The organism is Streptococcus sp. 2018110 (genome assembly GCF_019754115.1).
Classification (GTDB): domain Bacteria; phylum Bacillota; class Bacilli; order Lactobacillales; family Streptococcaceae; genus Streptococcus; species Streptococcus hashimotonensis.
In genome coordinates this window covers 74431-99776 of record NZ_JAIJZO010000006.1, presented here as the reverse complement: position 1 = coordinate 99776, position 25346 = coordinate 74431, and the positions used below count along the sequence as shown (strand labels likewise).

At 44.4% G+C, this 25346-nt stretch carries 22 protein-coding genes; 12 read left to right on the top strand and 10 right to left on the bottom strand.

Features of this window, described 5'->3' with window-relative positions:
* Positions 1-272: 272 nt before the first annotated feature.
* Positions 273-899, bottom strand: coding sequence for a GNAT family acetyltransferase (locus tag K5Q34_RS05595; protein WP_172115454.1), 627 nt, complete (start codon positions 897-899; stop codon positions 273-275).
* On the bottom strand, positions 899-1237 hold the full coding sequence (locus K5Q34_RS05590) for a thioredoxin domain-containing protein (protein WP_044761198.1): 339 nt from the start codon (positions 1235-1237) through the stop codon (positions 899-901). Before K5Q34_RS05590 ends, K5Q34_RS05595 begins: the two co-directional genes overlap by 1 nt.
* Before the next feature lie 268 nt (positions 1238-1505).
* Here K5Q34_RS05590 and K5Q34_RS05585 point away from each other — a divergent pair, with 268 nt between their 5' ends.
* From K5Q34_RS05585 to K5Q34_RS05570, 4 genes are all read left to right on the top strand, one after another.
* Entirely contained in the window at positions 1506-1964 is a 459-nt protein-coding gene (locus K5Q34_RS05585) for a CtsR family transcriptional regulator (RefSeq protein WP_002937810.1), read from the top strand.
* 3 nt (positions 1965-1967) lie between these two features.
* Positions 1968-4418, top strand: a complete 2451-nt coding sequence (locus tag K5Q34_RS05580; protein ID WP_172115456.1) for an ATP-dependent Clp protease ATP-binding subunit — start codon at positions 1968-1970, stop codon at positions 4416-4418.
* Positions 4419-4587: 169 nt separating this feature from the next.
* Positions 4588-5085, top strand: a complete 498-nt coding sequence (locus K5Q34_RS05575) for a GNAT family N-acetyltransferase (protein ID WP_208546579.1) — start codon at positions 4588-4590, stop codon at positions 5083-5085.
* 48 nt (positions 5086-5133) lie between these two features.
* The gene (locus K5Q34_RS05570) at positions 5134-5622 is read left to right on the top strand and encodes an adenylyltransferase/cytidyltransferase family protein (RefSeq protein WP_172115458.1); all 489 of its coding nucleotides are present in this window, start codon (positions 5134-5136) and stop codon (positions 5620-5622) included.
* Positions 5623-5726: 104 nt separating this feature from the next.
* Here K5Q34_RS05570 and dusB read toward each other — a convergent pair whose 3' ends face one another.
* The 4 genes from dusB to gshAB form a co-directional block, all read right to left on the bottom strand.
* A complete protein-coding gene (gene dusB / locus K5Q34_RS05565) occupies positions 5727-6731 on the bottom strand; it encodes a tRNA dihydrouridine synthase DusB (protein WP_105133985.1) in 1005 nt (334 codons plus the stop codon).
* On the bottom strand, positions 6724-7590 hold the full coding sequence (gene hslO, locus K5Q34_RS05560) for an Hsp33 family molecular chaperone HslO (RefSeq protein WP_105133986.1): 867 nt from the start codon (positions 7588-7590) through the stop codon (positions 6724-6726). Before hslO ends, dusB begins: the two co-directional genes overlap by 8 nt.
* Before the next feature lie 79 nt (positions 7591-7669).
* Positions 7670-10789: a DUF6359 domain-containing protein gene (locus K5Q34_RS05555; RefSeq protein WP_221864646.1), complete on the bottom strand. Its 3120-nt coding sequence runs from the start codon at positions 10787-10789 to the stop codon at positions 7670-7672.
* A gap of 557 nt (positions 10790-11346) precedes the next feature.
* The gene (gene gshAB / locus K5Q34_RS05550) at positions 11347-13578 is read right to left on the bottom strand and encodes a bifunctional glutamate--cysteine ligase GshA/glutathione synthetase GshB (protein ID WP_221864645.1); all 2232 of its coding nucleotides are present in this window, start codon (positions 13576-13578) and stop codon (positions 11347-11349) included.
* 363 nt (positions 13579-13941) lie between these two features.
* Between gshAB and K5Q34_RS05545 the strand changes: the two genes are divergently transcribed.
* The 6 genes from K5Q34_RS05545 to K5Q34_RS05520 all read left to right on the top strand — a co-directional run bounded on the left by K5Q34_RS05545 (position 13942) and on the right by K5Q34_RS05520 (position 20717).
* Positions 13942-15234 (top strand): adenylosuccinate synthase, encoded by a 1293-nt coding sequence (locus K5Q34_RS05545; protein ID WP_002937782.1) that lies wholly within the window; start codon positions 13942-13944, stop codon positions 15232-15234.
* A 109-nt stretch (positions 15235-15343) separates the two neighbouring features.
* Entirely contained in the window at positions 15344-15667 is a 324-nt protein-coding gene (gene yajC, locus K5Q34_RS05540) for a preprotein translocase subunit YajC (protein WP_014638693.1), read from the top strand.
* Positions 15668-15780: 113 nt separating this feature from the next.
* The gene (locus K5Q34_RS05535; protein ID WP_013730586.1) at positions 15781-16536 is read left to right on the top strand and encodes an isoprenyl transferase; all 756 of its coding nucleotides are present in this window, start codon (positions 15781-15783) and stop codon (positions 16534-16536) included.
* A 9-nt stretch (positions 16537-16545) separates the two neighbouring features.
* Entirely contained in the window at positions 16546-17352 is an 807-nt protein-coding gene (locus K5Q34_RS05530) for a phosphatidate cytidylyltransferase (protein ID WP_014638692.1), read from the top strand.
* A 9-nt stretch (positions 17353-17361) separates the two neighbouring features.
* On the top strand, positions 17362-18621 hold the full coding sequence (locus K5Q34_RS05525) for an RIP metalloprotease (RefSeq protein ID WP_172115464.1): 1260 nt from the start codon (positions 17362-17364) through the stop codon (positions 18619-18621).
* A gap of 233 nt (positions 18622-18854) precedes the next feature.
* A complete protein-coding gene (locus K5Q34_RS05520) occupies positions 18855-20717 on the top strand; it encodes a proline--tRNA ligase (protein WP_105136495.1) in 1863 nt (620 codons plus the stop codon).
* A gap of 202 nt (positions 20718-20919) precedes the next feature.
* Here the strand turns inward: K5Q34_RS05520 and K5Q34_RS05515 are convergent, their stop codons facing one another.
* Genes K5Q34_RS05515 through dhaK form a run of 4 tightly spaced genes read right to left on the bottom strand, consistent with a single transcriptional unit; the run spans position 20920 to position 23586 of the window.
* Positions 20920-21630, bottom strand: coding sequence for an MIP/aquaporin family protein (locus K5Q34_RS05515; protein ID WP_024395675.1), 711 nt, complete (start codon positions 21628-21630; stop codon positions 20920-20922).
* 9 nt (positions 21631-21639) lie between these two features.
* Positions 21640-22014, bottom strand: a complete 375-nt coding sequence (gene dhaM / locus K5Q34_RS05510) for a dihydroxyacetone kinase phosphoryl donor subunit DhaM (RefSeq protein ID WP_002938758.1) — start codon at positions 22012-22014, stop codon at positions 21640-21642.
* The gene (dhaL, locus tag K5Q34_RS05505) at positions 22011-22586 is read right to left on the bottom strand and encodes a dihydroxyacetone kinase subunit DhaL (protein ID WP_221864644.1); all 576 of its coding nucleotides are present in this window, start codon (positions 22584-22586) and stop codon (positions 22011-22013) included. The genes dhaM and dhaL overlap by 4 nt, the downstream gene beginning before the upstream one ends.
* A gap of 10 nt (positions 22587-22596) precedes the next feature.
* A complete protein-coding gene (gene dhaK, locus K5Q34_RS05500; protein WP_044758335.1) occupies positions 22597-23586 on the bottom strand; it encodes a dihydroxyacetone kinase subunit DhaK in 990 nt (329 codons plus the stop codon).
* A 145-nt stretch (positions 23587-23731) separates the two neighbouring features.
* On the opposite strand from dhaK, the gene dhaS reads away from it, so the two are divergent.
* Both dhaS and dhaQ read left to right on the top strand, forming a co-directional pair.
* A complete protein-coding gene (gene dhaS, locus K5Q34_RS05495; RefSeq protein WP_221864643.1) occupies positions 23732-24277 on the top strand; it encodes a dihydroxyacetone kinase transcriptional activator DhaS in 546 nt (181 codons plus the stop codon).
* A gap of 10 nt (positions 24278-24287) precedes the next feature.
* Positions 24288-25277: a DhaKLM operon coactivator DhaQ gene (gene dhaQ, locus K5Q34_RS05490; RefSeq protein ID WP_221864642.1), complete on the top strand. Its 990-nt coding sequence runs from the start codon at positions 24288-24290 to the stop codon at positions 25275-25277.
* The last annotated feature ends 69 nt before the right edge of the window (positions 25278-25346 follow it).

Genomic DNA, 25346 nt, shown 5'->3' with positions numbered 1-25346 from the left:
TCTCCTTAAAAAGCACCGGCCTTGTGGTCGGTGCTTTTTGTTAGATTTCTAAAATATAAGTATCCCAGCTAGGCTTGTTTGGTTGTAGGAATTGGTCAGCTAAACGCATGGTGGCTAGGCTCAAATTCAGCCACGCTACTCAGAGTTCGTGTCAACATCTCAGCGCAGTGGTTGATTGGCAGATTTGTTCGTGTTTCACACTCCAAATCTGAGCTAATCAACTGTGCGGGGGTGAGAAGACGAACTCTTCTTAAGACCAGTCGAGTTCTTTCTCACTCCCAGTCATCAGCCTCAAAGCTAATCTGATCATACTGTTCAAATAGTTGGCAAATAACTGCTTGGATGAAGGAATCAAAGCTTTGTTCATCTTTTCCGCATACGTAGGCAATTTCATTGTTTTCTACGAAGGCCCAGTTTTCTGAGTCTGTATAAACCAGATCAGGTAAGCCCTTTTCAAATTCTTCTTGACTGGCAGTCCAAGGGTTGATGTTTTGATGAACTGTCTGGTAGTGTTCAAAGACTCGCTGGCAGGCTCTTTGGTAGAGTGCGGAGTCTTTGCGAGCTGTGATGAGGTTGGTGGTGCCTGTTTGACCAAGGTAGTCTTGTTTGGTCACTTCAAACTCGTAACATTTCCGTTTGCAGACAAAGCCAGCTGCGGTGAGGAAATGGATTCTTTCCTGCTCTGCAGAGGAGAGCATCACCTGAAGAGGATTTCCGTCCAAGGCAGTCTGTAGGGACTGGAAGAGCTGCTCTGCTATGGTGCAATCGAAATCAACCAAATCTAGTCGCAGATAGATATTGGTCTGGTGGTAGGGATTTTGGTAGCTGTGAATCTTGCCTAGTGGTTTTCCTTGATAAGAGATGTGGAAGGCGTTGGCTTGGTAGGAAATGTCTAGCATTAGTCCTCAATAAAAGCCACAATTTCTTCTTCCGTCATGCTGGAGTCGCAGCGGACTTGGACGCCAGTAGGTTTAGCGACGAGGAGGCCTGGGACGGTAGGAACTTGGTAGTGGTCGCGAAGGGCCTGGAGTTCTGGACTGATTTGGCTGGAGTCGAGGAAGTGGACGGTCACTTGCTTGTCTTGGGCGACCTTATGGAGTTTTGGCGCAAAGCGGTTGCAGTAAGGGCAGGTTGCTCGTCCGATGAAGAGAACAGCCCCCTCTTTTGCAGCTAGAAGGTTCTGTGCCTGCTCCACAGTCACACTTGTAAAGTCTTGAATGTAATCTTGAAAGTTCATGGTATAAGATATAAAGGGCCTTAAGCGGACACAGACAAAATAGGAAACAGAACGACGCCTAGTTCTCGTTTATCTTTTTGGTCTAGTCCGTAGCCCGTATTCAGTTCAACCAAATACGGAGACCCTAGTCCTTTCTATTTTTCTTTTATTATAGGATAAAGCAGAGCAGATTTCAAAATTCTGCTACGCTAGTTGCTAGGCTTTTGCTTTCAAAATTCGTCATTTTAAGGTATAATGGTCAAAGATAGTCAAAGAAAGAGGCGATACTATGGCGATGAAGAATACATCGGATTATATAGAAGAGCATATCAAAGCCATCTTGGACCAAGTCAGTGTAGCTGAGTTGCGTCGAAGTGAATTGGCCAGTCGGTTTGAAGTGGTGCCAAGTCAGATTAACTACGTCATTAAAACCCGTTTTACAGCCAGCCGTGGTTATATTGTGGAAAGCAAGCGTGGTGGCGGTGGTTATATCCGAATTGGGCGGATTACCTTTTCGGATAAGCACGAACTGGTCCATGATTTGTTAAACAATATGGGTGAGCAGTTGTCTGCGACGGTTTATGCGGATATTTTACAGCTCCTTTTTGATGAAGGATTGATGACAGAACGAGAAGGCAATCTCTTTTTGTCCACAGGATCTGATGAAATATTAGGAAAAGATGCAAGTACTATTCGAGCACGCATGATGCGTCAAATACTACGACGTTTAGATAGGAAAGAGGAATAATTCATGAAAATTTCAACTGGTTTACAAAGAGTATTTGAAGATGCTCAGTTGGTTGCCCAACGTTATGCCTGTGATTACTTGGAAACCTGGCATGTTCTCTTATCATTTGTCATCAACCATGATACCGTTGCGGGAGCTGTCTTGGCAGAATATCCCATTTCAATTTCTGACTATGAACATGCAACTTTTGTTGTGACCGACAAGGTCTATCGTGAAGAGTTGGATAGTTTTCGTATTTTACCATCTTCTAAACGTTTGGATGAAACGGCTAGTTTTGCCAAGAAAATTGCAGAAGTCGTCAAGGCTAAGGAGCTGGGAACGGAGCATTTGTTTATGGCTATGTTGTTGGACAAGCGGTCAACAGCTAGTCAGATTTTGGACAAGGTAGGTTTTTATTTTGAAGACTCAGATGATAAGTTTCGTTTCTTGGACTTGCGTAAAAACTTGGAGGCACGTGCGGGATTTACCAAAGAGGACCTTAAAGCTATCCGCAGTGTGATGAAGGGTGGCAAAGCCAAACCTACTAATATGGGACAGATGATGGGAATGCCCCCAGCACCTCAAAGTGGTGGATTAGAAGACTACACTCGTGATTTGACAGCTTTGGCGCGTGAAGGGAAGATTGAACCTGTCATCGGTCGAGACGCTGAGATTGCACGGATGATCCAAATTCTATCACGTAAAACCAAGAACAACCCAGTTCTGGTTGGTGATGCAGGTGTCGGAAAAACTGCGCTTGCTTTGGGTCTTGCTCAACGTGTTGCTGCAGGTGATGTCCCTGTCAGCTTGGCTAAGATGCGGGTTTTGGAACTTGACTTGATGAACGTTATCGCTGGAACTCGTTTCCGTGGTGATTTCGAAGAGCGGATGAATAATATCATCAACGACATCGAGGAAGATGGTCAGGTCATCCTCTTCATCGATGAGTTGCATACCATTATGGGTTCAGGGTCAGGGATTGATTCGACCTTGGATGCAGCCAATATCCTCAAACCAGCTCTTGCTCGTGGCACCCTCCGTACGGTCGGAGCGACAACTCAGACAGAGTATCAAAAGCATATTGAGAAAGACGCAGCCCTGGTTCGTCGTTTTGCCAAAGTGACCATTGAAGAGCCGACAGTGGAAGATAGCATTGCCATTTTGACTGGTTTAAAAGGTACTTTTGAGAAATACCACAGGGTCCGTATTGGAGATACTGCTGTTGAAACTGCTGTGACCTACGCTAAGCGGTATTTGACCAGTAAAAACCTGCCAGATTCTGCCATTGATCTGCTGGATGAAGCCAGTGCAACGGTACAAAATCGAGTGAAAGGGCAGGCTGAGGAAACGGGACTGACGAGTATTGACAAGGCCTTGATGGATAAAAAATATAAGACTGTCAGCAAGCTTTTGATTAAAACGAAAGAAGATGCCGAGGCTAGTCAAAACTATGACCTTGAAGTAACAGAAGAAGATGTTTTAGAAACACTTAGCCGCTTGTCAGGTATCCCAGTAGCCAAGCTTAGCCAATCAGATACTAAGAAGTATCTGAATCTGGAAGCAGAATTGCACAAGCGTGTGATTGGTCAGGAAGAAGCTATTTCTGCAGTTAGCAGAGCTATTCGCCGTAATCAGTCAGGGATTCGTACAGGTCGCAGACCGATTGGTTCCTTTATGTTCTTGGGACCAACTGGTGTCGGTAAGACAGAGCTTGCTAAGGCCTTGGCAGAAGTTCTCTTTGATGACGAATCTGCTCTTATCCGTTTTGATATGTCTGAATACATGGAGAAATTCGCAGCCAGCCGTTTAAACGGTGCCCCTCCGGGCTATGTGGGCTATGAGGAAGGTGGCGAATTGACAGAAAAAGTTCGTAACAAACCTTATTCTGTTCTTCTTTTTGATGAGGTTGAAAAGGCTCATCCAGATATTTTCAATGTTCTCTTGCAGGTCTTGGATGATGGTGTTCTGACAGACAGTAAGGGACGTAAGGTTGATTTCTCAAATACCATTATTATCATGACGTCTAACCTTGGAGCAACAGCCCTTCGTGATGATAAGACAGTTGGCTTCGGTGCCCTTGATTTATCTAAGGACCACAAGGAAGTGGAGAAACGCATTTTTGAGGAATTGAAAAAAGCCTATCGTCCAGAATTTATCAACCGTATTGACGAGAAAGTTGTCTTCCATAGCCTAACGGAAACTCATATGCAGGATGTTGTCAAGGTCATGATTAAACCGTTGTTAGCTATAACAGCTGAGAAAGGAATTACCCTTAAACTGCAACCGTCAGCTCTCAAGTTATTGGCTAAACAAGGTTACGACCCAGAAATGGGGGCTCGTCCTCTTCGTAGACTCTTACAAACCAAATTGGAAGATCCGTTAGCAGAAATGTTGCTCCGTGGTGACTTGGCTACTGGCTCGACCTTGAAGGTTGGGGTCAAGGGCGAAGAACTCAAGTTTGATGTCGTCATTTAGTTTTTCTTTTATTACTTCGACGTACGAGGAAACTTCGTTTCCCTATTTCCAACTTCAAACACTCCACAGGAGTATTTGAACTCGCCTTGCCTAACTTCAGTTATGCCTGTGGCTCATTGCCTCGTACTAAAAGTAAACTAAGAGACCATATAGTCAAATAGGAGGAAAAATGGTAGAACTAAGACCGCTTCTGGAAGAAGAGCGTGAAGAATTTATCCGCCGCAATCAAGCTGCGTTTTTAGAAGCCTTGGCAGAGGAAATGCCAGAGGGGGAAGAGGTGATTAGCCGTGAGGAAATCTTGGAAAGCTTGCTTGCCCCTAAGGCTCAAGCCTTTCAGGTTTATTGGAAAAATGACTTGGTAGGCGGTGTCGTTGTGCAGATTGATTCAGCAACCAAGCGCAACTCCTTGGATCTCTTGTTTGTTGATGGCAATCATAAGGGCAAAGGTCTGGGGTTAAACATCTGGCAGGCTATTGAGCAAGCTTATCCAGATACGGAAGTGTGGGAAACACACACTCCGCATTTTGAGGTACGCAATATTCATTTCTATGTCAATAAATGTGGCTTTCAGATTGTAGAATTTTTCAATCTTGCCCATCCAATGGAACATGTGCCTGACTTTCCAGATGCAGAATTGTTCTTCCGTTTTGAAAAAAGGATGAAATAGTTGAAGAGGTGAGCTTGAACGCCTCTTTAGCAAGTAGAAAGGAAATCTATGAATCAAACCATAGCTGTTGTTTTTGGGACCTTTGCCCCCATGCACAAGGGACATTTGGATTTGATCGAGCGAGCAAAGTTGGCCTGTGTTCAGGTTCGTATTGTGGTGTCAGGATATGACAAGGACCGTGGGGATTTGATTGGTTTAGATTTGACCAAACGATTTCAATTTGCTCAAGGGCAGTTTGAGGGTGATGATTTTGTCGAAGTTCGTGCCCTGGATGAAACGGACTTGCCTCCCTATCCAGATGGTTGGGACCTTTGGTTAGACCGCTTGCTTGGTTTATTGGATTTGTCTGAACATCAAGTACCAGTCTTCTATGTGTCTGAGGAAGAATATGCTCAGGAACTGCTCAGTCGAGGCTATCAAGCTCATTATAGTCCTAGAAAATTTGGTATTTCAGCGACCCTCATTCGCGAGAGTCCAGAGAAGTATCGAGACTACATTGCCCCTGCCTTTGTTGACTTCTTTGCTGAGCAGGAATAAGGTAATCATACAGAAAAAACGCATAAAATCAGGTTATAACCTTGGTTTTATGCGTTTTTTCTGTATGATTAATGATTGACAAGTATCAAACTTCTCAGATTTTCTTACTTAGTGATCCGTTCTTGATAAGCTTCTCTGGCTTGGTCAAAGAGTTCTTGGACCTGCTCAATGGTTTCTGCCTTGGCAACGGCACCACGGATTTTGGCAGCACCTGCTGAACCACGGAGGTAGTGAGGGGCAAGACCACGGAATTCACGTACGGCAATGGATTCGCCTTTGAGATTGGTCAATCGGGTCAGGTGGTCGAAGGCGACATTGAGTTTGTCATCGAAGGAGAGGTCGGGCAGGACTTCTCCTGTTTCAAGATAGTGGTTGATTTGGTTGAAGATGTAAGGATTTCCCATAGCAGTCCGTCCGACCATGACGGCATCAGCTCCGACTTCCTCGATTCGTTGGCGGGCATCTTCTACAGTACGGATGTCACCATTTGCGATGAAGGGAATCTTGGTTAGGCTGCTGGCTACCTTGGTGAGGGTTTCCAGGTCAACAGTTCCTGTGTACATCTGCTCGCGGGTCCGTCCGTGCATGGCCAGGGCAGACACACCGGCACTTTCTGCGGCCAGGGCATTTTCGACTGCTAGGTCGGTATTGTTCCAACCCGTCCGCATTTTAACAGTCAAGGGAATATCGAGGACTGAGGTCACTTCCTTGATGATGTGGTAAATCTTGTCGGGGTCCTTGAGCCACTTGGCACCAGCTTCGTTTTTAACAACCTTATTGACAGGGCAGCCCATGTTAATATCGACGATATTAGCCTTGGTGTTGGTTTGGATGAAGTCGGCAGCCCGTTTCAGTCCTTCGGCATCGCCGCCGAAAAGCTGGATGGACATAGGGTATTCGTTGTCATCGATATGGAGCATATGGAGGGTCTTCTCGTTGTTGTAGAGAAGGCCTTTTTCAGAAATCATTTCCATAACGACCAGACCTGCTCCCATTTCCTTGGCAATGGTGCGGAAGGCCGAGTTGGTCACGCCAGCCATTGGGGCCAGCACGCAGCGATTGGGGATTTCCACATCACCAATCATGAAAGGGGTGTTGAGATTAGCCATTGATGAGTTCCTCCAAATCGTTTTCGTCAAAGTGGTAATGGGTCTGGCAGAATTGACAGGTGATGTCTACGCCCTTGTCTTCCTCTTTCATCTCTTGCAGGTCCGCTTTTGGCAGGCTGGCCAGAGCATCGAGGAAGCGGTCTTTAGAGCAGTCGCAGACAAAGCCGATTTCCTCTTCTGACAGGCGTTTGAAGTCGTCGTCGCCATAAATGGCGGATAGCAGAGCTTCTATATGGTTTTCAGAAGCCAGCAAGCTCGAAATGGCAGGCATTTCCTGGATGCGTTTCTCGAAACGGGCAATTTCAGCCTCAGTTGCACCTGGTAAAACTTGCAACAAGAATCCGCCAGCCACCTTGACCTTATCTTCTTCGTCTAATAACACGTTTAGTCCCACCGCAGAAGGTGTCTGCTGGCTGTCTGTTAAGAAATAAGCAAAGTCTTCACCGATTTCACCAGAAATCAATGGCGTCATAGAGTTGTAAGGGTGACCTGTTCCGTAATCTGTGATAACCAGGAATTGCCCGTTGCCCACAAGAGGCCCAACGATGACTTCGCCAGTTGAGGTCCGTTTGTAATCCAAGTCTGGATTTTGAATGTAGCCCTTGACCTGACCTTTGGTATTGGCAACGGAGATGATAGCCCCAACAGCACCGCTGGCCAAGATTTTCAGGGTGATTTTTGTATCGCCTTTTTCATTGGCAGCCAAAATTTGATTGGCAATGAGGGTGCGCCCCAGAGCAACGGTGGACGACGCCATAGTGTCGTGTTTTTCTTGGGCTGTTTTCACGGTTTCTGTGCTATCTAGCACAAAGGCACGAAAATGCCCGCTCTTTGATAGTGTCTTAATAATTTTATCCATAACTTTAATTATAGCACAAGTGGAGGTGGAGCAGTAGAAAAATGAGCCTGAAAGTCATGCTTTCAAGCTCAAAAAATGATTAGGATTCTTTTTGTTTTTTAACAAGGCAGGCACTCAAGATTACGAGACCGATTGTGATAAGTACAAAGCTTGTTTCTCCTCCTGTCTTTGGAAGGATTTTCTTTTGACTGTTTTTGGCAGTAGGGGTCACGGTTGTTTGTCCCTTGTCTGTAGTGCCAGAACGGTCATCAGTATTTACAGATGTTTGATTAGAAGTTGAAAGATTTGTTGGCTTGTTATTGTTGGTCGTACCATTGTCATCACTATTATTGACTGTTCCTGAGTCATCTGTCTGCTTGTCGCTTGGTTCTGGTTGAGTTGGTTCTTGTGCCTTTGTCACATCCAGTTGTACCAATAGCGGATCGTGGTCAGAAGCTCTGCCATGTTCTTCCATAAAGGCCGAATTGACATGGACCATATCAAAGGCATAGCGCTCCAACAAGTTAGTTGATACCAGCATATTGTCAAGGGACTGATTGTTTCCATGATAGAAGTAAGAGTAGCGATCGGATGCATCGTGACGACTAACGAGGTTAGCCATTCCTCCTGTTTCTAAAATTTCTATGGTTTTAGTAAATTCATAGTCATTGAAGTCGCCTAGCATAACGATATTAGCATTTGGATTTTGAGTTAAGCCTGCTTTTGTAAAGTCAGCGATAATTTGTGCCAGTATGTGGCGTTTTTCTTCGGACTTGAAGCTGACGGGTTGGATTTTTCCGTAGAGACCATTGTCACCGCGTTTTGAGTTGAGATGGTTGGCAAGGACAACGACTTTTTCGCCTTTGAAGACGAATTCAGCTGCAAGTGTTTTGCGGACAGCTGCCCAAGCAGGGTTGGTTGGGTCGATTCGGCCCAGGCTGAGATTGAGTTCGCCGTTTTCCCAAGCTACTGCCTGTGTTGCGGTACCGATTGGTTTGTCAGATAGGCTGACACGTTTGGAGTTGTAGAGGAAGCCGACGCGAATATTGCCTCCCTCTTGTCCACCGTCTTTGTTGTTTTCAGGAGCAATATCCACATAGGTATAGGTTGGTCCGCCGGCTGCTTGAATGGCTGCAATCAGGCGCTCAGCACTCTTACTAGCATCAGTTGTACCGTCGTTTGTAGCACCGTTGTTGTCCTGCACTTCAATCAATCCGATAATGTCTGGAGAATGTAGGTCTGAAACAAAGGATTTGGCAATGCGTTGGACTTTAGCGTCTGATGTTGACTTACTATCAGCAGAGAAGTTTTCAATGTTATAAGAAGCGATAGTCAGCTTGTCATCATTTGGGATAATGGTTGTTGTTTCTGGTTTTGTAGCTCCTTCGTGCAAGGTTGGAAGGGAGCTATCATCTACATAGACCTTATAATTGGTGTAAGAGTAGGTAACTGGTCCAGCAATACGACCGGTAAAATAGTCTCCTGATTTGACGATCTGTTTTCCATTTTTCAAAAGTAGTGGAATGATATTGGTATTATTCCCTTCAGGGCGAAGGTTGACGCCTCCGACATTGTTTAAAGGAAGTTGACTAGTGGCAGGAGTGACATAGATTTCCTTGTTTTTTAGTGGGCCGAGGATTTTTGCATCATCAACGGCAACCACCATGCCTTCAACGGATTCCCAGAAATCGAGTGCATCTTGTTCTGGATCAAATTGAGCCAAACCGTCGTTGTCAATAATATCGGCTGGGATGGTTCGATCAAGACCAAGGACTATAGGAGATGGTACAGGTGCAGTCCCATCCACAGTTACTTCAGTAGCTCGAATTTGTGTGATGGTTAAGTCTGTTTCACCACGTTCTGTATAACCTTTTCCGAGGTATTCTTCTACACGTCCTGCGATAGTGACAAGATCTCCTACCTTGACATTTGTTTTTAATTTGTCAGTAAAAATATTAATACCGTCAGATGTTTTGACGTCTCCATCTGGTGTGACATCCTGCACGTAGAAGTTATTGGCAGAGGTAACGTAGGTTACTACGACGTTTTTAAGAATCACAGATTGATTCACCAGAGGTGATTGGTGACTTGCACCTTGAATGTGACCGACTGTTACAGTTTCGGTCTTGCCTGGTGCTGTTTCTGTTGTTGCCTTTTCAACGACTTCAAAATGAGAGAGGTCAAATGGTTTTAATTGTATTTTTCCATTATAGGTGGATAAAATAGCGGTTAGATTAATCTTATCTCCCTTGTTGATATGGTTCAAAAGATCAGCTGCTTTGATACCTGTTCGACTATCTAAACGCACATCCACAGTTTGTCCTTCGGAGTCAGTTACGGTAAAGGTAGAATTTTGATAGCTATCGCTTTGAATATCTCCGACAGTCAAGTTTTTTAGAGAAACTAGTGTTGCCTGTGCTTGCGTTGCTAACTGAGCGATGTTTGTTTCTGTAATAGGAGTGTTGAAATGCTCAGATATAGCCTTGTGGTTGCTAACTGTGGTTAGTTGGAGTTCGCCTTTATACTCACCCAATGTTCCTGTTAATTGAACGGTATCACCAGGCTGATAGCCCAAGGCAGCCCCAGGGTAGATATAGATACCAGCGCCGTCAGAACCTTGGAGGTAAAAGCCATTTCCTCCCCAACCGTTTACTAGGCTAATAATTTTACCAGAGACTGTGTACTCTGTTCCTTGTGCACCAGAACGAACAGTAGCAATCGGTGTAGAAACAAGGTCACTTGACTCGGTAGTCGTATTTTCACTGGTTGGTGGCTGAACATTAGTAGAAGATGAATCTACGATTTCAATCGCTGTAGCTGGTTTGATCCCAGCTCGCTTCATGTATGTATCGCTAGTTCCTGTGATGCGAACCAATTTTCCGACTAGTTCGGGATGATCAACGAGGTTGAATTGGCTGCGAAGTGGTTCCTTTAGTTGAATAGGGATAGTGTCGGCGGCCGCAGTATCCATGCTTGCACCAAGGGCTAGATTTGTTTTGTTGGTAGCGTCAAAAGCAGTTCCGCTACTATTAAGTGGTGCAATAAGATAGCCTTGTATCGTGACTTCCGACTTGGTTATTGCAAGTGACGGATAATTCTCTATCGCCACTTCAGTAGCGTGCACAGATTGTATGGGCGAAGTGGCGAGACTAAGCAAGAGTCCGGCTGTTACCGCTACAGAACCTACGGTATAGAAGAGAGAACGGTTTCTAATCTTCATATAAAACTCCTTTTTGTTATATATGGACGTTATCAAAACGTCTGAGGTTGTTATATACATATAGTTTAACAAAAAATGAGTCGTTTGGAATACTTTTTCTAGATATAATACGGATATTTTTAAAAAATCAAATGAAGCAGTAAAAATAAATTGGAAAACAAAGTAAATAACGAACAATTGGGTTGGATACAGGGAATTGGTTCACAAAAAAAGCACCGAGATATAACTGATTATCTTGGTGTCTTATTCGTTTTGTTTAACATTAGTTGGGAGTTTTCGTGAAGGAACAAAGGGGCAAAGCAGATATATAGTCCTTTAGTTGACTTTTTTACTTCGACGCAAGAGGAACTCCGTTTCTGGATTTCCCGCTTCAAACAATCCACTGGTTTGTTTGAACTCGCTTTGCCGTACTTTATAGAAAGGCAAGTCTTATTTCCAACCTAGAATGTTCTAGCAACCTGCCGCTATTGAGGCGAACTCGCTTTGCCCTATCTCCAGCCTTCAAAAGCTCCACGAATCTTTGAAGTAAGTACTAACAAAGTAAGGAAAATGGAAAACTATAGCTCTGGAAACAATTTTTTCAAAATCTTCGGTGTAATGCTCTGTCCAGGTCCTGCGTAAGTATAGGTGTGCAGGTACATGGCAGGGTTGAAGTTGAGCTCAATACAGGTGCAGTTGGGCTTGTCTTTGCTGGCTGGCTTGGTGCGGTCGGGGATAATCAAGTCCACACCGCAAGCCCAAGCTCCCATAGCAGTCGCCATATCAGCGGCCAGTTGCTTGTAGGACTCGTCCATCTGGTCGGTCATATCGATGGAGTCACCACCCGTTGAGATATTGGAATTGCCACGCAGAAAGGCTTGAACGCCCTCTGGCAAAACTGTATCGGGTGTGTAGCCTTGTTGCTCCAACATAAGCAGTTCGATGTCGCCCAAGTTAATGATTTCCAGCGGTGAACGGTGGTCACGCCCACGCAGTGGATCTTGGTTTTTTTGGTCCACCAATTCACGGATGGTTGAGCTACCGTCCCCCACGACATTGGCTGCGACGCGGAGCAGGACAGCCTCGCACTTGCCGTCCAGGACGAAGAAACGGTACTCGGTTCCTGCCACGAATTTCTCCACTAGTACATGGCTGTCTTCTGAAAAGGCGATGTCAAGGGCTTTTTCATAGTCCGCAAGGCTGGCTGGTTCTTGGAAGATAGAGATGCCGAGACCGAAGTTAGTGGACTTTGGTTTGACAACAATAGCAGAGCTGGCTACCTGTCCATAATACCGCAGGGCGTCTGTCTTGTTTGCAAATTCAGCTCCCGCAGGTACTGGAAAACCAGCCTGGTCCAAGATTTTCTTGGTCACGACCTTGTTGGCCATGGCGAGAGGAATGACGTAGTTGTCCTTGGAGGTCATGTTACCATTTTTGATGTACTCGACATGGTCACCATGCCAGAGTTTGAGAAACTGGTCTTCCTCATCCAAAATCTCCACGTTCAAGCCCAGCTGAATGGCGTCGAAGAGAATCATCTGAGTGGAGAGTTCCATGTTTTCATAGCCCTTGAGGGCGTAAGGGGCTGTCCAAGCATAGTCATGGAAGACTTGTCCTTGCTGCTGACCAAACTTTTCTAGAGACCCATCTTCAACCTGCTCTGCTATTTTTCCGGAAAGGGTCAGATGTGGGTCTTGAAGAGCGGCCTCTACATGTGCAATGAGCTGGCCATAGTAGTCATCCAGTCCAAAGTGGGCAACTATGGCTTTCATGGCTGTCAAGATTGGCGTGGCATCGGCCTCGCTAGCTAGAGGTGTCTGTGGGTGGCTAAGGGCGATGAGGTTGTTCAGTATATCTGCTTTTGATAGGGTGTTATCAACATCTGTCAGTTGGTCTAGCCAAAGAAGAGATAAGATAAAGAGGTGGACTGTATCAAGGGTTTCCTGACTAATAGCAAGCGGGTCATAGGGGTTAAGGTCAAAGGAACGGAATTCTAAATAAGAAATCCCCTTGCTGAGGTAGTCACGGCTAGTCTTGGCACCACGGAGGCGGACAGCTGAGTAAAATTCCTTCTCAGCGGATAGTTGACCAGACTGGACAGCTTGTTCGATGTCATCCACGTACTGTTCGAGAGAAGAAAAGGAAATATGAACATCATCGGAGTTGACATAGCCGTACTTGGAATTACGAATGGAACGGACGCAACCGACTTCCGTAGTTAGGAATCCTTTTTCGGCTAGGCTACTTGCCCCATATAGGTAAGTTAAGAGCCAACGATAGTTGAGGAAGTTTTGTGCTAATTTGAGGTAGAGGGTATTTTTGAATGCGATAAAGTCTGTTTTCTCGCTTAATTCAAAAAGTTGTTGTGTTAAGTCTTTTCCTAATTCAAAATTATAGTGGATGCCAGACATAGATTGGACGAGCTTACCATAGCGTTCCCCTAAACCGACACGATATTGGTACTCATAGTTGCTATCTAGTTGAGCAATTTGGATTTCCTCTTCTGAAATCACAGGTGGCATGGATAGGGGCCAGAGGTATTCTTGCTTATCCATAGAACGTGCGGCAACATCTGTAATGGCTCCCAGTAGGCGACGAGCTTCCTTAGTCGACTGAGCGATTGGTGTAATCAATTCTAACTGTGGCTCGCTGTAGTCTGTCTGGATATAGGGGTGGAAGCTACGAGAACCCAGTTTATGAGGATGGGGAGTTTGTGCAACTCTGTGGTTTGAATTGATGCGAAGTGATTCGCGCTCAATTCCAAAAGTAGCCTGAAGAATGGGGCTGTTTGGTGATAATTTTTGTAACATACTAAGTCCTTTATATTTCTGTCAAAGTCTTATTCCAATTTTATCTAGATTGGAGGGCAAATACAAATTTCTGCTACGTTTCTCGTGAAAAATGTACTGAAAATCATTGAAAGCAAACAAAGACTTCGGATTTCTCTGTCAAAAGCATATTTACACATGTCTATCTCGTGTGTTTAATCGGATTTTTTTGAAATATACTTTTAAAAAAATAAAAACATTCGCTATATATGAAATTATTGGAATTTCTTGAAAAAATGTTCGTTTTTTGATAGAATAGTGTGTAAAACGAAACTTGCAGGTGAGATTCCTGCCAGAAGTAGAAGAAAGGCTGGGCTGGTCAGTCAGTTCAGAGAAAGAGTGAATATGACATCAGTAGTTGTTGTAGGAACCCAGTGGGGCGACGAAGGTAAGGGTAAAATCACAGATTTCTTATCTGCTAATGCTGAAGTAATCGCGCGTTATCAAGGTGGAGATAATGCTGGACATACCATCGTTATCGACGGCACCAAGTATAAATTGCACTTGATTCCGTCAGGAATCTTCTTCCCAGAAAAGATTTCTGTAATCGGTAATGGTGTGGTTGTCAATCCAAAATCTTTGGTCAAGGAAATCAATTATCTCCATGATTCAGGTGTGACAACAGACAATTTGCGGATTTCAGACCGCGCACATGTCATCTTGCCTTACCACATCAAATTGGACCAGTTGCAAGAAGAGTCTAAAGGTGAGAACAAGATTGGTACAACCAACAAGGGTATCGGTCCTGCTTACATGGACAAGGCAGCTCGTGTCGGTATCCGTATTGCAGACCTCTTGGACAAGGAGATTTTTGCGGAGCGTTTGAGAACAAACTTGGCTGAGAAAAACCGTTTGTTTGAGAAAATGTATGAGTCAACTCCGATTGAGTTTGATGAAATCTTTGAAGAATACTATGCTTATGGTCAAGAAATCAAAAAGTATGTAACAGATACCTCTGTTATCTTGAACGATGCTCTCGATCAAGGTAAACGTGTCTTGTTTGAAGGGGCGCAAGGGGTTATGTTGGATATTGACCAAGGTACCTATCCATTCGTTACTTCTTCAAACCCAGTTGCTGGTGGTGTGACCATCGGTAGCGGTGTCGGCCCAAGCAAGATTGACAAGGTTGTTGGTGTATGTAAGGCATACACTAGCCGTGTTGGTGACGGACCATTCCCAACTGAATTGCACGATGAAATCGGAGACCGTATCCGCGAAATCGGTAAGGAATACGGTACGACAACTGGCCGTCCACGCCGTGTCGGTTGGTTTGACTCAGTGGTGATGCGCCATAGCCGCCGTGTGTCAGGTATTACCAACTTGTCCCTCAACTCGATTGACGTCTTGTCAGGTCTTGAAACGTTGAAAATCTGCGTGGCTTATGACTTGGATGGTGAGCGTATTGACCACTACCCAGCAAGCTTGGAGCAACTCAAACGTTGCAAACCAATCTATGAAGAAATGCCAGGTTGGTCTGAAGACATCACAGGTGTGCGTAGCCTGGATGAATTGCCAGAAGCGGCTCGCAACTATGTTCGTCGTATCAGCGAATTGGTAGGCGTTCGTATCTCAACCTTCTCAGTAGGTCCTGGTCGTGAACAGACCAACATCCTTGAGAGTGTATGGAGCGCAAAATAGTGTGCGAAGACTGAACGAAAGTTCGGTCTTTTTCTGTTTGGTCGAATTTTGCTTTCTTGTCCAGAATTTGATATAATCATGCTTATCAAACAATAAAAGAGGTAAACAAATGGAAGGTTTATTTTTGCCGCTTGTCATGGTTGCCATGATTGGTTTTATGTTCTATTCGCAACGTAAACAACAAAAACAACGTCAAGAAGCACTAAATCAAATCAAAAAAGGTGATGAAATTGTGACCATTGGTGGGCTATTTGGTATTGTCGATGAAATCGATGATAAAAAGGTTGTTCTCGATGTTGATGGTGTTTATTTGACATTTGAACGTGGTGCTATTCGTAATCGTGTAGCAAGTTCAGGTACTACATCTGCAGTTGTTGAAGAAGTGGCAGTTGAAACGACAGAAGCGACTCCAGAATCTGCAATTGAAGAATAAGGATGAAAAACCGAGGGAAACCTTGGTTTTCTCTTGTTTTAGCCCTGCCTGATTTTTGCTATCCTAGGTAAAAATATGGTATAATGAAACGATTATACAATAAGGAAAATACCATGTTTAAATTTAATTTTAAAAAGAAAGAAAGCATTGAAACAGCAATTGAAGTCCCTAAGCATATCGCTGTGATTATGGATGGCAATGGCCGTTGGGCGAAAAAGCGGATGCAGCCACGTATTATGGGGCATAAGGCTGGTATGGATGCACTTCAAAAGGTTACCAAGACGGCTTCTGATTTGGGAGTAAAGGTGTTGACTGTCTATGCCTTTTCTACAGAAAACTGGTCTCGACCGGAAAAAGAAGTGAAGTTTATCATGAATTTACCTGTGGAGTTTTATGATAAGTATGTTCCAGAACTCCATGCCAATAATGTCAAAATTCAGATGATTGGTGACCATTCCAAACTTCCTGTTCCGACTCTCAATGCGCTTTATAAAGCTGAACAAAAGACAAAGAGTAACACTGGTTTGATTCTCAATTTCGCTCTGAACTATGGCGGTCGTGATGAGGTGACTCGCGCAGTCAAGGCTATTGCGCAAGATGTCTTGGATGCCAAGTTCAATCCTGGTGATATTGATGAGAAATTAATAGCGGATTACCTCTATACAGGAACCTTATCACCAACGTTACGCGATCCCGATCTAGTTATCCGTACAAGTGGTGAACTTCGTCTTAGCAACTTCCTGCCGTGGCAAACAGCCTACAGCGAGCTGTACTTTACAGATATTGCTTGGCCTGATTTTGATGGAGAAGCACTTAAATTAGCGATTAAAGAATACAACCGTCGCCACAGACGTTTTGGCGGTGTATAAGGAGAAGGTATGACAAACGATTTACAGAAACGAGTGATATTTGGCGGCATTGCTCTAGCTATTTTCATTCCCTTTTTGTTGGCTGGTGGGATGGCATTTCAATTTTTTGTAGGCCTGTTAGCTATCATTGCTACGGCTGAATTGATTAAAATGCATCGCCTAGCACCAAATTCTATCGAGGGTGTCCTAGCTATGTTGGCCAGTTTAGTCTTGGCTCTTCCGCTCCAGAATTATCTGACATTTTTACCGACGGATGGAAATTACACAGCCTACGCCATTGTAGTATTTTTACTGCTTGGTTCGACGGTTTTTAATATCGGCCATTACAACTATTCCGATGTGGTCTTTCCAATTGCCTCAAGTTTCTATGTTGGTATCGGCTTTCATAGTTTGATACTGGCTCGTATGGATGGGCTCAATAAAGTCTTCTTTGCCCTCTGTTTAGTCTGGGCAACAGACATTGGTGCCTACTTAATCGGTCGTCAGATTGGTCGGAGAAAATTATTGCCCAAGGTTTCACCAAATAAAACGGTTGAAGGCTTTGTAGGCGGTATTCTTTCTGCGGTGGTAGTTGCTATCATTTTCTTGATTGTCGATAAGTCCTTGTTGGCGGGCTATTCATTTGGCATGATGTTGTTGTTAGTTGTGATTTTCTCGATATTCTCACAATTCGGAGACTTAGTAGAAAGTGCTATTAAACGCCATTTTGGTGTGAAGGATTCTGGAAAAATTATTCCAGGACACGGCGGTATCCTGGATCGTTTTGACGGTATGATTTTTGTCTTTCCAATCATGCACTTCTTTGGATTATTTTAAGGAGGTACTATGAAGGGAATTTTAGCATTTATATTTATATTTGGTGTGATTGTGGTTGTCCATGAATTTGGTCATTTCTACTTCGCCAAGAAAGCGGGTATCCTTGTGAGGGAATTTGCGATTGGGATGGGTCCCAAAATTTTCGCTCATACGGGTAAGGATGGGACGCTTTACACCATCCGTATTCTTCCTCTAGGTGGCTATGTTCGAATGGCTGGATGGGGTGAAGATAAGACAGAGATTAAGACAGGTAGTCCTGCCAGCCTCAGCTTGAATGAAGCTGGTGTTGTGACGCGGATTAATTTGTCTGGTAAGCAACTGGATAGTCTCAGTTTGCCAATGAATGTAACCAGTTTTGACTTTGAAGAAAAATTGGAAATCACAGGCTTGGTCTTGGAAGAAAGCAAGACCTATAAGGTTGATCACGATGCCACGATTGTAGAGGAAGATGGAACAGAAGTTCGGATTGCTCCACTTGATGTTCAGTATCAAAATGCGACAGTCTGGGGTCGGTTGATGACCAACTTTGCGGGGCCCATGAATAATTTTATTCTAGGGATTCTAGTATTTATTATTTTGTTCTTCATGCAAGGCGGGGTTGCCAACCCATCAAGCAATGCAGTAAGTATTACTGAAGGTGGTGCTTTGCAGGCTGTGGGTGTTGTCACAGGGGACAAGATTCTTTCGGTCAATGGGAACGCGACAGACAGCTACACAGAAGTTGCAACGATTATTAGCAAAGCAGCGACAGATGCAACAACAGCCCCAAGCTTTGATTTGGTTGTTGAGCATGATGGGAAAAACCGTCATGTTTCCGTTACTGCTGAACAAGTAGATGGGACCTATCGAATTGGTATTTCACCGATTTTGAAAACTGGTTTCGTTGATAAAATTGTCGGTGGTTTCCAAGAAGCGGGAGCGACAGCTCTTAGGGTTGTAACAGCTTTGAAGAATCTAATTGCAAACTTTGATGTTAAGCAGTTGGGGGGACCGGTTGCTATTTACAAAGTAAGTTCTCAAGCGGCTGAATTTGGTTTGGTTTCTGTATTAGGGCTAATGGCTGCGCTCTCCATTAACCTTGGAATCTTTAATTTGATTCCAATTCCAGCCTTGGATGGTGGTAAGATTGTTATGAATATTCTGGAAGCTATTCGCAGAAAACCACTCAAACCAGAGACGGAATCTTATATCACTCTAGCAGGTGTAGCCGTTATGGTGGTTCTTATGATAGTAGTCACTTGGAATGATATTATAAGAGTCTTCTTCTAAGATAATTTGAAATTTATGAAAGGAATTGAATGCGTGCTAAACGCAGGATGTTCTGAAAAATACGAAAGGAATTGAATGCGGGCTGAAACCGTGTCTTCCTGTCAAACAAATGATGAAAGGAACTGAATGCGTGCTAAAAACTTTACGAAAAAGATAAACCTGCCTAGTGCCAAAGGCACTGCGTTAGGTTTCCTATTTTCGTTTCGTTTTCTTAACGCACTTATATCTTAACTATGAAACAGTCTAAAATGATTATCCCTACTTTGCGGGAGATGCCTTCGGATGCGTCGGTGATTAGCCACGCTTTGATGTTACGTGCGGGCTATGTCCGTCAGATTTCGGCTGGTATTTACAGCTACTTGCCATTGGCTAACCGTGTGATTGAAAAAGCAAAAAACATCATGCGTGAGGAGTTTGATAAGATTGATGCTATTGAATTTTTGGCTCCAGCTCTCTTGTCAGCGGACATTTGGCGTGAGTCAGGTCGTTATGAAACATATGGCGACGATCTTTACAAGCTCAAAAACCGCGAAGGTTCTGACTTTATCTTGGGACCAACTCACGAAGAAACGGTGACTCTTTTGGCGCGTGATGCGGTCCAGTCTTACAAACAGTTGCCGCTCAACATCTACCAAATCCAGCCAAAATACCGCGATGAAAAACGCCCGCGTAACGGTCTTCTCCGTGGTCGCGAGTTCATCATGAAAGATGGCTACAGCTTCCATGCTAGCTACGAGAGCTTGGACCAGACCTACGATGATTATAAGCGTGCCTATGAGGCGATTTTCACTCGTGCAGGCTTGGAGTTCAAAGCTATCATCGGTGACGGTGGTGCCATGGGTGGTAAGGATAGTCAGGAGTTTATGGCTATAACTCCAGATCGTACTGACCTGGACCGTTGGGTTGTCTTGGACAAGTCGGTTGCTTCTTTTGAGGAAATCCCAGAGGATGTTCTTGAAGCGATCAAGGCAGAACTCTTGGCATGGTCTGTGTCTGGTGAAGACACCATCGCCTACTCTAGCGAATCAGGCTACGCTGCCAACCTTGAAATGGCAACTAGCGAATATAAACCAAGTACAGCAGTTGTAGTTGAAGAAGACTTGGTTAAAGTAGCGACGCCAGATGCTAAAACGATCGACGAAGTTGCTGCCTTCTTGAATGTTGCGGAAGAGCAAACTATCAAAACCATGCTCTTTATGGCAGATGGCGAGCCAGTTGTTGCCCTCCTTGTTGGCAATGATCAAGTGAACGATGTCAAATTGAAAAACCACCTCGGAGCAGATTTCTTTGATGTAGCAGGCCAAACGGATGCTGAAAAAATCTTCGGTGCAGGTTTTGGTTCCCTTGGACCAGTCGGCTTGCCAGAAAACATCAAGATTATTGCAGACCGCAAGGTGCAAGATGTGAAAAATGCTGTTGTCGGTGCCAACGAAGACGGTTTCCACTACACAGGTGCCAATGCGGGACGTGATTTCCAAGTGACTGAGTATGTGGATATTCGTGAAGTCAAGGAAGGTGAACCTTCTCCAGATGGACACGGGGTTCTCAACTTTGCCCGTGGTATCGAGATTGGTCACATCTTCAAACTCGGTACACGCTATTCTGACAGCATGAATGCCAACATCTTGGATGAGAATGGTCGTTCTATGCCGATTATCATGGGGTGCTACGGAATCGGTGTTAGCCGCCTCTTGTCAGCCGTTCTTGAACAACACGCTCGCCTCTTTGTTAACAAGACACCAAAAGGCGAATACCGTTACGCTTGGGGAATCAACTTCCCTAAAGAATTGGCACCGTTTGATGTGCATTTGATTCCAGTCAATGTCAAAGATGAAGCGGCAATGGAATTGACTCAGTCTATCGAAGCGAGCTTGGTTGGTGCAGGCTATGAAGTCTTGACAGATGACCGTAATGAGCGTGTCGGCGTTAAGTTCTCTGACAGTGACTTGATTGGCTTGCCAATCCGTGTGACTGTTGGTAAGAAAGCAGCGGACGGCATTGTCGAAGTGAAAATCAAGGGCACAGGTGATACTGTGGAAGTCCATGTGGACCAACTCCTTGAAACCTTGCAAATCCTTACAAAAGAAAATGAATAACAGAAAAAGACTTGGTTGATGATAGCCAAGACTTTGTTGATATCATAATTTTTATGTATCGTGAATTGCTTCGACGAGTGAAGAGATGTTACTTGCATATTTCCGGTTTAGGACAGGGTTTAGCTTGTTGTTTAGACTTAAAAGTAAACGAAACGACGATACAAAAATCAAAGGCTTGGTGACTAAAACCAAGCCTATTTTTTTATAACATATTTAGTAGGAGGTTATAGAGGATAGCTCCTGCGACTCCTCCAAGAATTGGGCCAGCAACTGGGATCCAGCTATAGGACCAATCAGAATCTCCCTTGTTTGGAATTGGAAGGATGGCATGCATGATACGAGGACCAAGGTCACGAGCTGGATTGACTGCGTAGCCTGTTGTAGATCCTAGTGAGAAGCCGATTGCAAATACGATAAGTCCCACGATGATTGGACCGAGGCCAGCGCTGACATTGTTAGGGCCAATTGCAAGGATTCCCATGACTAAGACAGCTGTGCCAAGAGCCTCGCCGAGCAAGTTTGAAGCTGTGTGACGAAGAGCTGGTCCAGTAGAGAAGGTAGCAAGGATTGTTCCGCTATCTTTTGTTTCCTGCCAATGTGGGTAGAAATGGAGATAGAGGACGATGGATGCCAACATTGCTCCAGCAAATTGGGCAAGTAGGAAGCCTGGGACTTGAGCCCATTGTAGGGAGCCGATAGATGCCATTGCGATAGTGACAGCTGGATTCAGGTGGGCAGGTCCAAAAATTCCTGATACGTAGACGGCAATTGTTACAGCGATGCCCCATCCTAGTACGATGGTCAGCCAGCCGCTATTTTCAGCCTTGGTTTTAGAGAGGATGCAGGATGCAACCACACCGTTTCCAAGTAATACTAGTATGAAAGTTCCAAGTAATTCTCCAATCAGATTCATAATGACCTCCTATTTATTGATTGTCAGTTCTTTTAATTGTTCAAGAATAGTCTCCAAGTCAGCTCCAGCCTGTAAGAGAGCTGCGGCAGTATAGCAACCTTCGACGACTGGTACGGTCTGGATAAGAATTTGTTTGTCTGTAAAATCGGCAGCAAGTTCCATGTTCATTCGGGCGCTACCTAGATCGAAAAAGGCAAGGAGGGTATCAGCAGGGTTGGCTTCAACTCGCTCTTGTACGATTTCAAAGCTGGTACCGATGCTACCATCTTCTAGTCCGCCACAGTAGGTGATGGGAATATCTTTCGCGACTTCAGATACTAGGTCGATGATTCCTTGGGCCAAATTTTTTGAATGGGATACGAGTAAGATACCAACCTTTGTCATAGTCCTGCCTCCAGCATGGCTTCAAAGAGAAGTCCAGATGAGAAAGAGCCTGGATCAATGTGTCCAATAGACCTTTCTCCAACATAGGACGCGCGTCCCTTGGTTGCAGCAATATCCTTTGTTCCTTGAACGGCTTTATGGATAATTTCCGTTGTCAGTTGGCTTTCTCTTAGGGCAGAAATAACAGGAATCCAGACGTCTACCATGGTTTTCTCGCCTAATTCAGCCTTGCCGCGTTTTTGGATCATGTCCAAACCTGCTTGTAGCATGTCTGCCAAATCAGTGCCGGCTTGACTGGCTTTAGTAATCCCCATAAAGGCAGAGCCGTAGAGAGGACCGGAAGCACCGCCAACCTTGCTGAGAAGTTGCATGGCAACCACCTTAAAGACTTGGTCCGCAGTCTCATAGTCTTTTTCAGATAGCTCCTGCATGACGGCAGCCATTCCTCGCGCCATGTTGCCCCCGTGATCTCCATCTCCGATAGGAGAGTCAAGCTCACTCAAATAATCTTTGTTTTCTTGAATTTTCTTGTTAAATATCTCCATCCAGAGCAGTGCTTGTTTTGCATCCATAGTCTTTCTCCTACCAAGCTACCACTTCAACAGGGGCCTGCAAAGCGTCAATCCAGCTTGGGTCTTCTAATTTGATTAAGGTCAATGACAGTCCAGCCATATCAATCGATGTCATGTAGTTACCGATTTTCTTGTAGTCAACGACCACACCTTTTTTAGCCAGCAATTGAGCAACGTCGTTGGCAAAGACATATTGCTCCATCAGTGGGGTAGCGCCGAGACCGTTGATAAGGACACCATAGTGCTCGCCATCTTGAATATCGAAGCCTTCTGCCAATTTCTCAACCAATTCTTCAGCCAATTTAGCAGATGGTTGGAGTTTTTCTTTCTTATAGCCAGGTTCGCCATGGATACCGACACCATATTCAAATTCATCTTCTTCAAGGACGAAGCCTGGTTTGCCCACTTCTGGTACAGTAGCGCCTGAAAGGGCTAAGCCGATAGTCTTGATTTGTGGGACGAGACGGTCGGCTAGTTCCTTGATTTCTGCTAGGGATTTGCCAGTTGTTGCAGCGTGACCGAGAATTTTGTGGACAAGGATGGTACCTGCTACCCCACGACGGCCTTGGGTATAGAGGCTATTTTCTACAGCGATGTCATCGTCCACAACGACACTGGCTACTTCGATGCCCTCCATTTCCGCCAATTCTTGCGCCATCTCAAAGTTCATGATGTCGCCGGAGTAGTTTTTGATGACCATAAAGACGCCAGCTCCCTCGTCAGCAGCCTTGATGGCTTCCAAGATTTGGTCTGGTGTTGGTGAGGTAAATACTGCGCCACATACAGCGGCAGACAGCATGCCCTTGCCGACAAAACCTGCATGAGAAGGTTCGTGACCAGAGCCACCTCCTGAGATGATGCCGACTTTACCAGTTTTTTCAGCCTTGCGGATAATCACATCAAATCCATCGATACGATCGACAAGATCTTGGTGCATAAAGACAAGTCCTTTTAACATTTCATCAACGACATGTTCGGGTTGATTGATAATTTTTTTCATGAGAAAACTCCTTTGTTTTTGTTTGCGCTTTCATTTTACATTGTCCGAAAGAAAAAAGGAAGGGACAGATTGTCCAAAGTGTCCCTTTTGTTCCAAAGAAAAGCATGATAGGGTATAATAAAGAGGAAGCGAAAGGAAGTGACATATGCCAACCTCGTTGATTACAAAGAAAAGGATTGCAAAGGCTTTTAAAAAACAGCTATCCCAAAAATCCTTTGATAAAATCTCAGTTGTCGACATCATGCAGGAAGCAGGGATTCGTCGTCAAACCTTTTACAACCATTTTTTAGACAAGTATGAGTTGCTGGACTGGATATTTGAAACAGAATTGCAGGAGCAGGTAACTGACAATCTGACCTATATTAGTGGAATCAAGCTTCTGGATGAGCTTTTGTACTACATCGAGAGTAACCAATCTTTCTATAGACAACTCTTTGAGATTAAGGGGCAAAATGATTTTGTCAGCTATTTAGAAGGCTACTTTATGGTTTTGATGGAGAAAATTATCAACGAATACCAGCTTCAGGAGGGTAAAATAATTTCCCAACAGGATAAGCATTTTTTGATTCTCTATCATGTTAATGCTTGGATTGGACTGATAAAGGAAGGACTGACGCAGTCGCCTTGTCAGATTCACAGTTATTGGAAGCAAATGGTGGCTCTTGTTCGCGAGTCGTTTTTGATTTTGTAGGAGTTAATATATGGTGTTTATTAGAAATAGACAGGCAACAATTATTGAAGATTATTTGGATGGTTTCTGTCGAACCAATCCTAAAGTGAAGAAAGTGAAGGGGCTTCCGATTGTTCTGCAAAGAAGACAAAATGGGGAACAGATTCCGATTGTTTCTGGCGGTGGTTCTGGTCATGAGCCAGCCCATGTTGGCTTCGTCGGTAAAGGAATGCTGACTGCAGCAGTTTATGGAGAGATTTTTACTCCACCAACTGCTGAAGAAGTCTTGGCAGCCATTCGTGCAGTAGATAAGGGCAAGGGAGTTTTTCTGATTGTAAAAAACTTTGAGGCAGACCTTGTCTCTTTTAGAAAAGCCATCGAATTGGCTCGGCAGGAGGGAATTGCAGTCAAGTACATCGTATCCCATGACGATATTTCGGTCGATACTAAGAATAATTTCCGTATGCGGCATAGGGGGCTTGCAGGGACTATTCTACTTCATAAGATATTAGGAGCTGCTGCCCTTACTGGCTATAGCCTGGATGAATTGGAACAGCTGGGACTGTCTCTGGCAACAGAAATTGCGACCATCGGTTTTGCAACCAAGTCGGCCTATTTGCCCAATGCTGCCCTGCCTTTGTTTGATTTGGAGGAGGGGCAAATATCTTACGGCATCGGCATCCATGGAGAAGAAGGCTATCGGACCGTTCGTTTTGAATCCTCTGAGCAGTTAGCCAACGAAATTGTGAACAAATTAAAATTAAAATTCCGCTGGAAGGAGGGGGAAGACTACATCCTCCTGGTCAATAATCTTGGATCTATGTCCGAGGTTGAGCAAGGAATCTTTTTGAACGACATTTGCCAATTTCTAGAGCTAGAAGGTCTGAAGCTTTCCTATATAAAAACAGGTAAGTTTATGACTAGTCTAGATATGGGAGGAATTTCTGTCACCCTCTGTCGTGTCAAGGATAAAAAATGGCTGGATTTTTTAGAAGCACCGACAGAAGCTGCGGCTTGGTAGGCTACCAATTTCTATAGAAATCAGATCTCTCAGGAAATGAACCTGAGAGTTTTTTCTTCCTGACTCAGG